The sequence below is a fragment of the Schlesneria paludicola DSM 18645 genome, from assembly GCF_000255655.1.
GTDB lineage: Bacteria > Planctomycetota > Planctomycetia > Planctomycetales > Planctomycetaceae > Schlesneria > Schlesneria paludicola.
In genome coordinates, this window is the sequence record NZ_JH636434.1 from 3152879 (window position 1) to 3168850 (window position 15972).

A 15972-nucleotide genomic window follows, 5' to 3' on the forward strand; every position below is an offset into this window, starting at 1 on the left:
GACGCGAGCAATCACCACGCTCGCAGCGAAGTGTCTTAACTGGTCCGACGATGGCGACAGGGCTGAATAATCAGCCAAAGCGTCTGTCGAGACGACGACGTTTGAAGTTGTTCGAATTGCCATAGATAGAATTGATCAATCGCACTCCTACGGAACCATCCGGCGGGAACGAAATGAACAAGGATTCGGCTTACGATGTTTGAAAAAGTCGGTGATGCAGAGTTTGTTCGCGGTGAGCATGAAGCGCTCAAGTTCTGGAACGAACGGTCGATTTTTGCCAAGCTGCGCGAACAAATTGCCGGGAAACCCACCTGGAGCTTCCTGGACGGTCCTATCACCGCCAATAACCCCATGGGTGTGCACCACGCCTGGGGACGCACTTACAAAGACACCTTTCAACGCTATTGGGCAATGAACGGTCGAGATCTCCGCTACCAAAACGGCTTCGACTGCCAGGGCCTGTGGGTCGAAGTTGAAGTCGAAAAGCAGTTGGGACTGGGGGCCAAGAGCCAGATCGAAGCCTATGGCATCGACAAGTTCGTCCATGCCTGTAAGCAGCGTGTCTTGAAATACGCCGCGATTCAGACGGAACAATCCATCCGCCTTGGCTATTGGATGGAGTGGGACGATCCAAAACAGTTGCGCCGGTTGGCCGAGGCCATTGGCACTGACGACCGTGTCGAATTCACGCCTCCCAAGCTTCCCAACGAAGTCATCAGCGACACGGCGGAAGCAATCGTTTCCAGGCTGGGGAATCCGGATTGGGGCGGTAGCTATTTCACGTTCTCGACCGAGAATAATGAAACAATCTGGACCTTCCTGAAGAAATGCTTCGAACGCGGCAAAGTTTACCGCGGTCACGACGTGATGCCGTGGTCGGGGCGCGGGGGAAGCGCCTATAGCCAGATGGAAGTGGCCGACGGCCGCAAACTGACCGTGCACCGCAGTTGCTTCGTCCGCTTTCCTGTCGTCCGTGATCCGGCCCCTGAAGGTCAGCCGCCGGAATTCCTGCTGGTCTGGACCACGACCCCCTGGACGCTGACGAGCAACGTCGCTGCGGCGGTGAATCCCGACCTGGATTATGTGAAGCTGAAGACGAAGCGCGATGGAGCGATTTATTACTTCGCCAAAGACAACCTGGAATTCCAGCGGCTCGCCAAAGAGTTCAAAGAAGGATTTGGACGACCGGAATGGAACTGGCCTCACGGCACACCCAAGCTCAAGACGCTCGGCCAGCTCTTCAAAGAAACAGGCGGCTACGAGATCGAAGGAACGATCAAAGGTGCCGAAATGGTCGGCTGGCAATACACAGGCCCCTTTGACGACCTACCGGCTCAATCTTCCATCGGCGGCGTTCCGCGCGATCCGCGACTGGGCGAAAAAACGGGGATCACCTGCCATCGCGTGATCGATGGCGGACGCGACTTCAAAGGCAATCCCAATGTCGTCGCAGGCGAAGGAACGGGCATCGTCCATATCGCACCGGGTTGCGGGGACGTGGATCATCAATTGGGAATCGCCGCCGGCGTTGTCGGGATCGCGCCACTGGCCGAAGACGGACGTTTTGTCGATGGGTTCGGTGATTTCACGGGCCGCGAAGCGACCGATCCCACCACGGTCGATCTGGTGTTCGCCAAACTGAAAGAAAAACATCTGCTCGTCGCGGACGAGAAGTATCCGCACATCTATCCGTTCTGCTGGCGGACCGGTGATGAACTGGTCTTCCGTCTGGTCGATGAGTGGTTTATCGATATGGACTGGCGTGATGAAATCATGCAAGTCACCGATCGCATCCGCTGGCTGCCCGACAGCATTCAGGGGGGCGAGCGTGAGCGCGAGTGGCTCACCAACATGCGCGACTGGATGATCTCGAAGAAGCGATTCTGGGGTCTGGCGCTACCGATCTGGATCAACCCCGACGATCCCACCGACTTCGAAGTGATGGGATCACTGTCCGAGTTGAAGTCGCGCGCCGTCGAAGGCTGGGATCAATTCGAAGGCCACACACCTCACAAGCCCTGGATCGATCTCGTCAAAATCCGTAGCGAGAAAACGGGCGCCGTCTTGTCACGCATTCCTGACGTGGGCAATCCATGGCTGGATGCCGGGATCGTGTCGTTCAGCACACTGGGATTCAATACGCACCCCGAGTACTGGCGCAAGTGGTATCCGGCCGATCTGGTCACGGAATGTTTTCCGGGACAGTTCCGAAACTGGTTTTATTCGTTGCTGTCGATGGCCACGATGATGAACTGGGACCGTACGGAAGATCCGGAACAGAAAAAGCCGTTCAAGACGCTGCTCGGTCATCGCCTGGTCATGAACGAAGCAGGCAAGCCGATGCACAAGTCGGATGGCACGGCAATCTGGTTTGAAGAAGCGGCCGAGCAACTGGGCGTCGATACGATGCGCTGGATGTACCTGGCTCAAAATCCCGCCAGCGATTTACGCTTTGGTACCCGCCATCCCGATAAGCCCGTGACACTGGAAACGGTGCATGGTCCGACGGACACGACGATCGACGGGGTGAAGACGCACGTCGTGACCAGCACGCCGGCTGACGAAACGCGGCGCCTGGTCCTGATCCCACTGTGGAACAGCTACGCGTTCTTCGTGAACTACGCTCGCTTGGATGAATTCCACCCCGATGCGCCGCAGGTACCTGTTGCTAACCGTCCCGAGATCGATCGGTGGTTGCTGTCCAACCTGCAAGCATTAATCAGCGGGATGAGAACCGCGTTCGAAGACTACAACTCGCCCGACGCCGCACGACTGGCGGCCGAGTTCATCAATAACCTGTCTTCGTGGTACATCCGCCGCAATCGACGTCGATTCTGGCGGTCGAAAGACGCGGGCGACGCCGACAAACTCGCCGCATACCAGACTCTGTATGAAGTCCTGGTGACTTTGACCAAGCTGCTCGCACCAATGATCCCGTTCCTCGCCGAGCGGATGTATCAAAATCTTGTGGTTCAGCCCGCAAAGGACAAGGACGGGGCCACGGTGCCTGAATCGGTCCACCTCTGCGCGTATCCGACGCCCAACTTCGATTATTTAGATCGTGACCTGAACGACCGGATGTCGACCGCCCAACTGGTTGTCGCACTCGGTCACAAATTGCGTGACGAAACAAATCAGCGCGTGCGTCAGCCACTTTTGGAACTGCGCGTCTCGGCCAGCAGTGCCGCGCAGCGCGACGCGATCCAGCAATTGAACGACGTGATTCGTGAAGAATTGAACGTCAAACGCGTGACCTTCTGCGACAGCCTCGCGGATATCGTCAAGTATGTTTACAAGGCAAACCTGAAGACTTTAGGGCCGAAATACGGAAAACTGCTGAACCTACTGCGAGAAAAATTGCCGACAGTCGATCCGAGCTTGCTGGCCCCTGTCCGAAACGGAGAATCCGTCACGATCTCGCTCGATGGCCACACCGTGACGCTCGCCCCTGAAGATGTGCAGGTTGGTACGGAGCAGGCAACGGGTTGGGTCTGCGCTGACGATCGCGGAATCCAACTCGCTCTTTCAACCGAGCTGACTTCCGAGCTGATTCGCGAAGGAATGGCGCGCGACTTTATTCGACAGGTTCAACAGTTGCGCAAGGACGCGGACCTGGAAATCGAAAATCATATCCGAATCGGATACATGTCCGACGACGATCAAGTGATTTGGATGTTGCGCGAATGGGCAGATCTGATTCGCAGCGAGACCCTGGCAGATGAATTGACATCCGCGGGGACGGCAGCGTCTGATAGCGCCGCAGTCAACGTGGGCGAAGCCAAAGTCTTTGTCTGGATTGAACGAGTCTGAACTGTCACCGGGCGATCGTTTCGCGTCAGTCAGGCTGAACGAAACGGCAGTGTGTCTGATTGAGAACGACCTATTCGACACCGCTCGTACTGGGGGGACCGACTCCGTGCGCCAAATCAATGACCGCTTTGCGCGGGCACGTTGCCCAAGGATTCCACCAAGGAATGAACGCAGCTTCGTGACCGAGAATCGATTGAAGGCGTCTCACGCTCGCGGTGGAAGCACGATGAAAGCCGTGCTGATCACACTGGTGGTCGTATGCGGAGGCGGTTTTCTACTTTGTGCGGGACTGGGGGTCGCGGGCTACATCTGGTTGCAGCGAAGCTTTGCGCACCTTCACATGACTGATCCGACGCAAGTCCGTGAACTGACCGCAGAGATCGTCGAGATTGAGCTGCCTCGCGAACTGCAGCCTAAAAACGCCATCTCGTTTCTGGGCACTCGAATCATCTCGTACCACTGGTGCCCGTCGGGCACCTGCAATGACGAGGACGCGTCTGAACTGGCCCTGGTTTCCATTCCCAATTCGAAGGACGGCAATGGGATCCACTTCGAGGTGGACACCACGTTTGACGATACGATCGATGAGCGCTTCATTCACTACACGAGAACAGTCCAAGAATTTGAAATACGTGGCAAGGCGTATCCGTTCACCTTCGTCTTCGGCGAGGCAAAACCAGCACCCGCGGAACGCACGACGGATGACGATGTCGAGGACATGGAATCAAAATCCTCAGAACAGGCCTCGTCGGATGTGGATGCCAATCAGCCGATTGCAATTCCATCCGACTCGCCTGCCACGGCGGCATCAACGACGGAACCAATCGACACGGCGCTGCCGACGACAACAGGGGGGCAGAAAACCTGGTGGATCCATGGCGAGTTTCCTGGCAAAAAAGGGCGATGCAAATTGGATCTGCAGTTAAACGCCGACGAATATGACGAAGCAAAAATTCATGCCATGTTGCGTTCGATCCGCTGAACCCGCAACAGGCGTGCAGCGAGATTCCTCGACGAATAGACCGTCGATTCCGGCGTGCGACAGATTGAGTGTTGACTACGAATGAGAAAGTGAGGCCCGTGTGGCCAGTGCATCAACTGCTTCGGCCACGTTGGAATCTCAACGTCGAATTCCTGTTGTCGGGATTGTCGGGGGAATCGGTTCTGGAAAAAGCGCGGTGGCCAATTGGGTCGCCGAACGCGCCAAATTGACGGTTTTAAATGCCGACGCGTTGGGCCATCTCGCCCTGCGGGCAGAGACCGTCAAACAGGCGCTGTGTCAGCGATTCGGCGATTCCATCCTGGGGAGCGATGGAGAAATCGTGCGAGCGGCGCTGGCGCAGCAGGTATTCGGAAATGACGCGAGTCATCAAAAGGCTCGGCAGGATCTCGAACAGATCGTGCATCCAGAGATCCATCGCCAGATCATGGCCGGAGTCGACGCGGCGATTGTGGCCAATCAAGACGCCGTTCTCTTGGATGCCGCCATTCTGCTGGAAGCGGGCTGGAGAACTCGCTGTGACCTGGTGGTGTTTATCGACACGCCGGATGAGATTCGCCTGTCACGCGTGAAGGAAAACCGCGGATGGTCTGAAGAGGAACTGCGGCGACGCGAATCGAGCCAGTGGAGCCTGATGGAGAAACGACGCGAGTCAGATCTGATCATCGCAAACGATCGCGACCTCGATCATGCCGGACAGCAACTTTTGACGGCACTGGAAGAACGCAGCATCATACCTCGCAACTCGTATCGGCTGACGGAATCGGATCGTCGAAGCAGCGCATGACAATCACGACGTCATGCACAGCGATTTAGTTCGAGTCCATGTGAAACCCGCTAATTCGTGTCACCGTCAGCAGACACACCAAAAACTGAATCGCCAGGATGCGGAGCGAAATTCGCTGACGAACGTCGGGATCGTTTGATTGCGACAACATCGATTCGATTTCGAAACTTGCCAACCAGATCAGCCAGGGCATGAACAACAGCCAAAGCCTTGCCGCCTCGCCGGAGTTTTTTCCTGTGACCCACAGGATGCCCCACACCAGCGTCAACGAAGTCACGATCTTGAGAGTTTGAGTCCCCCAGCCGCTTCCGCGACCGCGAAAGCCAGAACTCAATCCATGAACACAGCCCAATAGCGCCAGGAATGCGATCGGCCAGCCCGCGGCGAATGAGAGTTCGAGCGGATTGACCAGCAGCCACTTCCAATAGGTGCGGGGATACTGCCGATAAAATCCCGCATGATTCTGGTAGTTCCACCACCAAACCGTCAGCAGATTGATGTGAGCAAAAACGCCCAGAAGCACCGTGGGAATTGCGCCACCGACAACTGCGGCTAATAAACAAAGGCCGTGTCGCAAGGTCAGTGGAGAGGTGAACGCTGTCCCTGAATTGATTGCAGTACGGCCTCGCCGGTCTCGCACGAACTGCCAGAGGTTGCCCCCCAGCGTCAAGCAGAATGCGGCAAGAAGGACCGGCAAGAAGGCCAGACTGCAGAGAAGGCAACACCAGGTCATCAGCCCCGCGAGCCATGACAGCCACAATGAACGCCGCTCCCACGCGGTCAGCCAAATCCAGACCAGCAGCATGCCAAGGCAGGGAAAGGCCGCGTCCGATTTGGGAATGAACATGGCCAGCGCGGGAACCGCGGGCCAAAGAGCGGCACAGGTCCAGGCGTTGGCGGCCGAAACGGATCGCCGAATCAGGCCGTAGAGCGGTACCACCGTCAACGATGCCGAGAACATCACGATCAGGGTCGCAAGCCAGAGCACACGTCGATCGAGCGGCAGCAGAGTCCTCGGCGGATGCCCTCGCAACGAATTCGTGGCGATCACGTCGCACGATTCACGGAACGATCCGGGCTGTGTCGCATCAAGAAAAGCAGACAGGACCGGGGACGATTCGCAGAGCATGAACAGGCCGTGAAAGACGAGAAACAGGCCCGGCGGATGAGTCCCGGTGTGCAGGACATCCCCTTCACGCATCAATTCCTCATAGCGGGCCAGCAATGCCCCGGCACGCGGATCATCGTAACGCGCCCGCGTGAAATAGCCCGACGAGCTGGGGTAGTAGAGCACAAAGGCCGATTTCCCGACGCGGTTCTTGATCGGCGCAATCTCTTGGACCAGCCACAACCAGGCGACGCCCAACACGACAAGTCCCGCGAGCCAGGCGACCGATTCGAAGCGATACCTCGATGATTCGGCAAATGCCTCAAACCGCTGTCGGCCACGAATGACGAACGCAATGAACATCGAGCTGATCACGAGCCCGCTCGCCAGATTCCAAGGGGAATCTGGTTCAGTCGCGGCACGATCCCACGTCCACTCCCCTGGAACTCCCAGTGGGAGGGACGTGCACCAGAGCACGGCGAGCATCGCCAGTGAACCAATGAGGAGAGACAGCCAGATTTTCACGTCCCGGTTACCTGCACGACGTCTCGATGTGACATTCTTCGACCACGAATGCCCATCCTCAACAAAATCGTCCGACAAGTGAAGTCCGAGAGATCAGGTCCTGGCAACAACTTCAAGGTTCGTTCGCAGGAATCAATTCGATCGGTTCCTGACGTTCTTTTCCATTGGGCTCGCTAAACAGGAAGAACCCGCCACCGCGTGACGACTGTGGCTTCCCATAGTCTTCAGATTCGGCATCGAGAATCTGCTTGATTCTCAGCTTCGAGTCGAGCAGATGTGCCCGCGAATAGTCATCCAGTTTCAAATCGGCTTTTGCCACCGCGGCATCAATGCGCGACTGCAAATCGACGAGATGCAGTCTGACGAGAACCCGCGCGTCTTCTGGAAGTTTCAACTGGAGCGCGCTGTCTGACGGAGTCTTGCGAACGATATCGCTTAACTGTCGCAAGGCGGCGCGCTGCACATTCCTGCGGAAGCTCGAGATGTACTGGTTGCGATTGGTGAATTCCCCCGCAGGTGGTGCGGCCAGTTCCGCGAACAGGCCTTCCGTCACCGACTTCAGATGCTCAGCCAACGTGTAGACATCGTCTGTGGCCGCGGCTTTCAGTTCGCCATCCTGCAATCGAGCCAACACGGCGGCCCCGTAGCAGTGGTTCAGCATCCCCCCGCCACCGGTTTGGAAATCGGCAATCAAACTGTGAATCGGGAAGTCGACGCGTCGAACTTCCGGTGAACCCCAGTGTGACCAACGCGTGGCGGCGAGCGAATTCAAAACGGTCGGATCGAACTTGTGTGAGACAAATCCTTGCTCGAGCAACAGCTTGGTGGCCGCACGCTGTTGTGCGGGATCGACGAGCTTGAAGGGGATTCGTGCCTGGTTATCGCCCTTATGATCGCGATAAACCTGGACACCACCAATTAACCGCGCGGCAAGGTGGACGGTACGGTAGTGCTCACGCAACAGGATCGCGAAGGCCTGTCGGGCCCGCTGATAACCATCGCCAGTGTCAACCGTCCGCTCCAGAAGCTTCGGCAGAATCGCATTCACGGTCGCGACCTGGCGCTGAGCATACGCAATCGGATCTTTCCCCAAATCAAATCGATTGGATTGCGGGTCGGGATCATTGGCCTCGGTATCTTCATCGGTCCCGTAATCGAGACCGGGTTCACCGCTGCGCACTGCGACTTTTAGCAGTTCGGCATTTTCGTCGCCGCTGACCGGCTTGTAACCGTACTCAATCGCCCAGTAGTCATAGGGACCGAGCGTTGTCGTGTAATAGGGGGTCTGCTTCACCCCGGCCGCAACGATGTTCACTGGCGAATAGTCCATAACGCTGGCCACGGTCGGCTCATTAACTTTGGCGGGATCTTCGATCTCGGCAAGTGTCTTCCAGGTGCTCGCTTTGAAGTTGTGACGCAGACCAAGTGTGTGCCCCACTTCGTGCATCACGACCTCTTTCAAGGCTTGTTTCAAGTAGTCTTCAGGCAACTCACCGCGTTTCTCGGTCAGCCCCATGCCGGCAAACACCGCGGCGGCAAAGCTGGTCTGCTGCTGCATGCCCCAGGACAGTCGGCATTCATTGTGACGGTGATTAGCAGGAAGATGGCTGAGTCGCGATGCCCCTTGTGGTGGTTCTTCGCCCAGCAGCACACCCACGGTGGAAGGGGTGAAGTTTTCGTAGGTCGTCTTCCATGACCGCAGGAAGCTGGCGTCGAAGATGATGTCCGCATCGAGAATCTGGCCCGTCAACGGATTGACGCGCGAGGGGCCCATGGCAAAACCGGCTTCGGCGGTAATCCAGCGGAAGGTGTTGTGCTCGACGTCTTCCGGATCCCACGTGTCTTCGTCACGTTGTTGACGCACTTCGATGGCATTGTCAAAGCCTAGTTTGTCGAACGCCTTGTTCCACTCTTCAATCCCCTCGCGAACGATGGGTCGCAAATTCACGGGAACCGTCTTTTCCAAGTGAAAGACGATGGGATTCTTCGGCGGCGAGATTTTCGCGCTCGGATCGAGTTTCTGCAGGTCCCAGCGATTGATGTAACGCACGAAGTTTTGATCGTCGCTATTGTCGCTAAAATCCTTCGTCACCGTCAGAAAGTATCCAATCCGATCATCGGCTTTGCGTGGGCGATAACCAGTCTGAGGAAGCTGGCTGATGCTGTAGTGCACCATCACCTGCATCCCACGAGCATCGGGCACCGCATCCGATTCATGCATGGGATCGCGCGAGTAAACGGCGGCGACGTCGATTTCAATGTTCTTATCGAATCCTTTGACGCTCGCAATCGTACTTCGGTCGTAGACGAATGACGCGACCAGCATTCGTCCGATCAATTCGTCGTCGCTCAAGAAAATGCGCGTCATATCGACCAGATGGCCACCCGGCGTATCCGTCAGAATGGGTAGCGCGTACAGCACGGCATCGCTGTACGCGAGTTTCACCGCTTGCGCTTCAGGGGTTCCGGCTTTCGCCTTAAACTTCACATTCCGCCGCAGGACGTGGATCTTTTCGCCGACTTTTCGAAACGACCAAAGGACATCATCGCCCCAGGTCATCCCACCCAGCACCATTCCCTGACTGGCCCCCCGGGCGATCGAACTGAGCATCAGGAAATCCTGATTCAACTTCGATTGCTTCAGATCGATCAGGATCTGCTGATCCTTGGAATAAACGGTAAACAGCCCGTCGACCTTCTTCATTCCGGTCGTCAACGTCTCGAACTTCGACGGGGTGGCGGCGGCAGGCTGTTGCGCCTCGACGGTCATGGAGGAAAGGCATGCTGTGAGTGCCACAAACATCAACAGGCAAGCAGGTCGAGGCATGAAGAAACCTTCTGAGCAAGTGATCGCAGGTAGAACCGCTCCGGACAATTTACGCATTCTGCCTAAATTTAACATCATTATGGCACGAGAGAAGTGGTGGAGGCATACGCGAACTGGGAAAAGTGAGAGGTTCCGGCGGAACTTCAACATTTCTGTCAGATTATAGGCTGTGCAGAACGCTCCGGATGAATCAATTGAGCTGAATTTGCCGCCGATGGCGATCGAAATCTGCCGGACTCCCAATGCAAAGTGGGTTGTCGTGGTTCGCCGCAACAGCTTCCGCTCTCTGTGGATTGATTAAACGGCCGATAATGGAGGTCACCGAACGCGATGAATTTCGATGTCGTGACAGTTCACGACGGATGACGATGCCCAGAAAACCTGAATTCCGCGTGAACGGTCAATTCGGAGTCGCACCGCTCAGGACGAGCGAATAGCCTGAATAATCTCGATCCGTGGAACAGCCGCCAACTTAGGCATTCGCAACTCTTCCACAGTGAAGGGGTTTGGTAATTTTCTCACCGAAAACAGCGCACAAGGGTCCGTCATGGCCGAGATCTTGGCCCTCAGTTGGGATCGAAAGCAGCTCAGCGGACTGGAAGTTGTTCCGTCGGTTGCCGGCCCTCGCGTTGTGAAGGGGTTCAGGGTCGACTGGCCTGAACAGCCACCTACGGCCGAATGGCTACGCGGAACGTTGCAACGATTTGAAATTAAAGCGCGGCATGTCGCCATCGCAATTCCTCGCGAAGATGTCGTTTTGCGATTGTTGGAATTGCCCAGTGTTCCCGATGATGAACTGCCCACGCTGGTCCGCTTTCAGGCCGCTGCGCGCACCGCTCAGTCGATCGATCAACTACTGCTCGACTACCTACCGCTCCCATCACGTCCGGGCGTCGCTCAAAAAGAGGTCTGGCTGGCGACAACATCACTGGCCACGGTCGCCCCGATTCGAAGTTTATTGAGCGAAGCCGGGCTGGACGTGGTTCAACTGACGCTCAGTTCACTGTGCCTGTCTGAACTGATTGCGCGAGGTGCGACACGGCGGTCGCTTGATCCGGCGGAAGCGAGTCTGGTCGTTCTACGGCAGGGAGCTCGGATGGAGTTGGCGGTCGTTTGCCAACAGCAGTTGATTGCGGCCCATGCGGTGAAATGGTCCTCAATAAACGAGATTCCTCCCGTCACCAAAATGCTGGCGGAAGTCTCGCGAGTCCTTGTCCAAGTGCAGGCGTGGCTGCCCAATGGGACGTTGCAGCGCGCCTGGGTTCTCGGTGACGATGTCGACGTGGGTGAATTGCCTGCGGCGATCCAGCAGCGCTGGAACTGTTCCGTCGAACGGTTCGATCCGTGGCGCGACGGACATGTGGCATTGGGGTCGACCAAGATCGACGGCGCGTCGACGGAATTCGCGATTGCGACAGGACTCGCTCTGATCCAGTCCCATCCGCTGACGCCAAAAATCGATTTGCTACATCCCCGTCAGCCGCCTCGCAAGCGAGATCCCCGTAAGCCATTGATGGCAGTCGGTGCCGTAGCGGCTCTGGTGCTGACCGCGCTCGCAATGGGAATTATGCACCAAGGACTGGTGGGGATGGACGCGCGCATCAAGGAATTACGAACAGAAGACAACCAGTTAGGCCTCCGCGTGAAAGAAAGCGAGCCAACGCTGGAGGCCGCCAAAAACGTCGAAGACTGGCAGTCACGCAACATCAACCAATTGAATCAGATCGGCGAGCTCTATCAGTTGATGCATGGAACACCGCGGGTCCTGGTCAGTGAATACAAGTTCTCGCCCGGTTTGGGCAACGTGTTGGGACGATTGAAAACGACCGGGATGGCGAAAAGCCGAGCCGATGCCGAGCAACTTGGACAAAGCCTGGCAGACTTGCCCAAGTTCAGCGTGTCGCCAAGCTCCGCCCCCGGAATGAGTCGTGACTCGGAATATGTCAGTCGCTTTGAACTCGAAGCCGATCTGGTGGCAGTCAAGCTGAAGCCGAAACCCGCGGCCAAACCCGCCATCGTGCCCCCCGTTTCGAATCAACCCGCATCGTCAGCGAACCCAGGCCAATAGTCGGCGGGCCAATCCTGGCCCGTTTGCGGAAGTGAAAGATGCAGCGTCGTCAACAATATCTGCTCGGTGGTTTGATTGCCGTTGTCCTCATCTGGCAGGGTAGCGGATGGGTCGCGTCTGCGATTTTTGGCCCCTTTGAAACACGTCGCGAGGAACTGACCCGCCTGCAGCAGGCCGTTGCCGACAAGGGAGACAAGCTGCTGTCGCTGGCCCGCGCTCGAAAGTTACTCAAGGAATGGCAAGCGATCAGCCTTCCTCCCGACGATCTCGCCAAATCGAAAAAGCCGAGCGCCCGGGATGCACAGCGGCTTTACATGCAATGGCTGACCGATCTGGCACAGCTTTGTGGGTTCGAAGAGCTTAAGGTGACGACCAGCGGCCAAACCCAAAAGGGGAATGTCTACATTGCTGTCGTCGTCAAATTGGATGCCGAAGCAAAGTACGATCAACTGGTCCGATTTCTGGACCTGTTCTATCGGACGGAACTGATGCACCGCGTCACGTCACTCACGATCTCCAACAAGGTATTTGAGGGCGACCCCGCACTGAAGATCAGTCTCGATGCCGAAGGCCTGGCACTGATCGCAGCTCCTTCCCGACGCACGATTTTCCCTCAGACCGTTCTTGATGCCGACATCTCTGATAGCGACACGACACTCGAAGTGGTCTCATCGACCGGATTCCCGAAAGAACCCGGCTTTCGGGTCCAGGTGCTGAACGAATTTCTGAAGGTCGTGGAGATGAATGGCAACCGCTGGACGGTCGAGCGAGGTGTGGAACGCACCGTTCCGAGTGCGGCAGCAGAAGGAACGACGATCGATCTGGTGCGAATGAAGCCCGAGCAATCTGAACGGACACTGGAAGAATTTCGCGCGTTGATCGCGAGCAACATCTTCGTCAAACCGCCGCCGGCATACCGAATGAAGCTCATGGCTTCGGGAGAAAAAGTGCTGACCCGTGGCAAATCGCTCGACTTCACCATTGGGGTTTCGGGTTACGACACATCACAAGGGAAGCCTGAATTCGCGGTGGTCGGTACGGCCCCACCAGGTCTGAAGTTGGATCGATTTGGCAAAGTCAGTTGGAAGCCTGCCGATGACATTCCAGCTGGGCGATATGAGCTCAAATTCGAAGTTCGTCATCCTTCAGCCCCCCAAGGCCAAATGGCAGAGACGCAAGCCATCCGCCTGCGAGACCCCAAGACTCCGCCCAAGCTTGTTACAGACCAGACACCAAAGGTTTACCTGAACCGCGAGTGGAAGTTTCAACCCGAGCTGACCAAGTCGGATGACAATCCGTCGACCTATACATGGAAACTGGGCGACCGAGCCCCTGCGGGACTGGCGATTAACGCCAAGACAGGCGAACTGACATGGACGCCGGGTGACGAAATCGCCATCGGCGAATTGCCCGTTGCCATGATCATCAGCGACAATGATTCGCCGCCTCAAGCAACAACACTGACATTGAAACTGAACGTTCAGGACGACGCCGCGCAGTTCACGCGATTAACGGGGATCTTCGCACTCGGCGACAACAAACGGGCCCTGCTGACAGATCAGTCAACCGATCGGAAGACCGAGCTGCACGAAGGGGACGCATTTGCCATTTCGGACCTGCAGGGAACAATCAAACAAATTGACCGCAAGTTCCTGATCATGACCCTGGGGCAGCGTGAAATTCGCTGGGACATGGGACAATCACTCCGCGAAGCCCAGGCGCGTCTTAAAGGCAATTGATTCAATTGCTGACTCCGAGACGTTCGTGTCATCGCGGTAGCGTGTCGTTCTCCGGTGGAATGAGTCTCACAACGGATTCGCGGAGATGACGGAAAGGACGACAACAGTGTCAGATGCACTGTGCGTGAATGGCATTCGTGCGTTACGATTTGGACATGTCAGACAAATACGAACCAACACCGATCGATTCCCACTCGGGCCACTCCGTGCCGGATGGCAGCGCGGAACATAGCGAAATCGTCCAGCGAATCCTCACTGGCGATCAAGAAGCATTGGGTGAGCTATTCGCAATCTACCGTCCCCGACTTTGGCGGCTGGTCACATTTCGTTTGCACCCCAGCCTGCAAGGACGAATCGACGCGGAAGACGTGCTGCAGGACGCATGGTTGCGGGCCATCGAACGAATCGATCATTTTTACGAAGGCGCGGGCGAGTCATTTCTGTGGTTTCGTACCATCGTGACTCAAACGCTGATCGATTTGCAGCGGTTTCATCTCGGGGCGCGAAAACGATCTGCCACGCGTGAGCAATCCATCAATGGAGGTTGGACATCCGCTTCGACGTCGTCATGCCTGGCCTTCCATTTGTCGGATTCGGCTCGCTCCCCCAGCAGTAATGCGTCGCATGCCGAGCTGACAAAGCAACTCGATTCGGTGTTGCTCGGCATGAACGAAGTGGATCGCGAGATTCTGGCACTTCGCCATTTCGAAGCGCTCAACAACAATGAAGTTGCCAAACTGCTGAACCTTTCGGAACAGGCGGCCAGCGTACGCTACATCCGGGCACTCGGCCGTCTGAAACAAATCCTCGAACTGGTCCTTCCAGACGCATTTGATTCAAAAGTCAGCAAGAAGGCGAATGGGTGACGGCGTGCCTGAACCGCCCAAGCAAGACGTCGACCTGAATGCGCGCGATCCGCTCGAAGTGGCATTGTCCGAGTTCACCGAGGAAAAGCGGCAAGGACAGTCACCTTCGATCGAAGCCTATGCCCTGCGATATCCCCAATTGGCGAACGAAATTCGCGACCTCTTTCCGCTCGTCGAAAACTTGGAACGGTGGAAAGATGACAAAGAGGTCGAGTGTTTGAGGCGAAATGTTCCTCGACATTTTTCCTTTGATCGCCTGGGCGAGTACCAGCTCATTCATGAATTGGGACGCGGCGGATTGGGAGTCGTGTTCGAGGCCGTTCATGCCATCTCGCAGCGGACGGTTGCAATCAAGCTTCTGCCTTGGCGTTTCGCCGCAGATATGTCGACGTGGAAAGACCATCTGCAGCGCGAAGCATCCACGATCGCACAGCTCAGACACCCCAACATCGTCCCGATCTACTCTTTCTCTGAGGACCAGGGCTACTACTATTATGTCATGCAGTTCGTCGACGGCGCGGGACTCGACAAAGTCATTCAGGACCTGAAGCGATCTCGAATGAAACAGCACACCGCCAGACGAGTCAGCAGTTTCGCGCGCCCCGTCCACGCCAACTTGGCCCACGATTCATGGCGTGGATTTGCGAAGCTCGCCGAAGAAGTCGCGAAGGCACTGGCGTACGCGCATCAGCAGGGCGTCGTGCACAATGACATCAAGCCATCAAACCTTTTAGTGCAAGCGAATGGACAGGTCATCGTGACCGATTTTGGAATCGGCCGCCTCGATCACAGCGAGCTTGCCGATGGAGACGACCGCGAGATCCGTACGTTGATGTACATGGCCCCCGAACGCTGGAATGGTCCGGGAACTCCACGCAGCGATGTCTATTCGCTGGGAGTCACCCTTTATGAATTGGTCACGCAGACACCTCTGTTCGATCTCGCGCGGCGGTCACAACTGGTGAACGCAATCCTGAAGCACGAACCACTCAACCCGCGCCGCCGCCGCCCCGATGTCCCCGAACAATTAGAACGGATCATTTTGAAAGCGATGGCAAAAGACGCGCGGGATCGCTACACCTCCGCCACAGAGATGGCTGAAGACCTGCGTCGCTTTATCGACCGACGTCCGATCAAGGCGACGGACAAAGGCCTCGTTCGACGTCTGGTTGACTGGTTTCGAAGCCGAAGATGATGTTCGGTGCACGTCCAATTGCGAATGCCCAATCACGTCCGTTCCTG

General features: G+C 56.6%; 9 protein-coding genes. 7 read left to right on the forward strand and 2 right to left on the reverse strand.

The genetic code is table 11. From position 1 onward, the window contains the following. The first annotated feature begins 195 nt into the window (after window positions 1-195). The 3 genes from OSO_RS0115530 to coaE all read left to right on the forward strand — a co-directional run bounded on the left by OSO_RS0115530 (window position 196) and on the right by coaE (window position 5597). A complete protein-coding gene (locus OSO_RS0115530; RefSeq protein ID WP_010584168.1) occupies window positions 196-3810 on the forward strand; it encodes an isoleucine--tRNA ligase in 3615 nt (1204 codons plus the stop codon). A 178-nt stretch (window positions 3811-3988) separates the two neighbouring features. Then, complete coding sequence (locus OSO_RS0115535; RefSeq protein ID WP_157605204.1) at window positions 3989-4792, forward strand: hypothetical protein; 804 nt, start codon at window positions 3989-3991, stop codon at window positions 4790-4792. A gap of 100 nt (window positions 4793-4892) precedes the next feature. Beyond that, window positions 4893-5597 carry a dephospho-CoA kinase gene (gene coaE, locus OSO_RS43675; RefSeq protein ID WP_010584170.1) on the forward strand — a complete coding sequence of 235 codons (705 nt, stop codon included), beginning with the start codon at window positions 4893-4895 and terminating at the stop codon, window positions 5595-5597. Window positions 5598-5622: 25 nt separating this feature from the next. Here the strand turns inward: coaE and OSO_RS0115545 are convergent, their stop codons facing one another. Together OSO_RS0115545 and OSO_RS0115550 are read right to left on the reverse strand one after the other, a co-directional pair. After that, entirely contained in the window at window positions 5623-7230 is a 1608-nt protein-coding gene (locus tag OSO_RS0115545) for a hypothetical protein (protein ID WP_010584171.1), read from the reverse strand. A 112-nt stretch (window positions 7231-7342) separates the two neighbouring features. Continuing rightward, window positions 7343-10057, reverse strand: a complete 2715-nt coding sequence (locus OSO_RS0115550; RefSeq protein WP_010584172.1) for a zinc-dependent metalloprotease — start codon at window positions 10055-10057, stop codon at window positions 7343-7345. Window positions 10058-10604: 547 nt separating this feature from the next. Here OSO_RS0115550 and pilM point away from each other — a divergent pair. The 4 genes from pilM (at window position 10605) to OSO_RS0115580 (ending at window position 15925) form a co-directional block, all read left to right on the forward strand. Next, complete coding sequence (gene pilM, locus OSO_RS0115565; RefSeq protein ID WP_010584173.1) at window positions 10605-12125, forward strand: type IV pilus biogenesis protein PilM; 1521 nt, start codon at window positions 10605-10607, stop codon at window positions 12123-12125. A 38-nt stretch (window positions 12126-12163) separates the two neighbouring features. Then, window positions 12164-13864, forward strand: a complete 1701-nt coding sequence (locus OSO_RS0115570; RefSeq protein ID WP_010584174.1) for an Ig domain-containing protein — start codon at window positions 12164-12166, stop codon at window positions 13862-13864. 155 nt (window positions 13865-14019) lie between these two features. Further along, window positions 14020-14730, forward strand: a complete 711-nt coding sequence (locus tag OSO_RS43680; protein WP_050986117.1) for a sigma-70 family RNA polymerase sigma factor — start codon at window positions 14020-14022, stop codon at window positions 14728-14730. Beyond that, on the forward strand, window positions 14723-15925 hold the full coding sequence (locus OSO_RS0115580) for a serine/threonine-protein kinase (RefSeq protein ID WP_010584176.1): 1203 nt from the start codon (window positions 14723-14725) through the stop codon (window positions 15923-15925). The genes OSO_RS43680 and OSO_RS0115580 overlap by 8 nt, the downstream gene beginning before the upstream one ends. Window positions 15926-15972 lie beyond the last annotated feature (47 nt).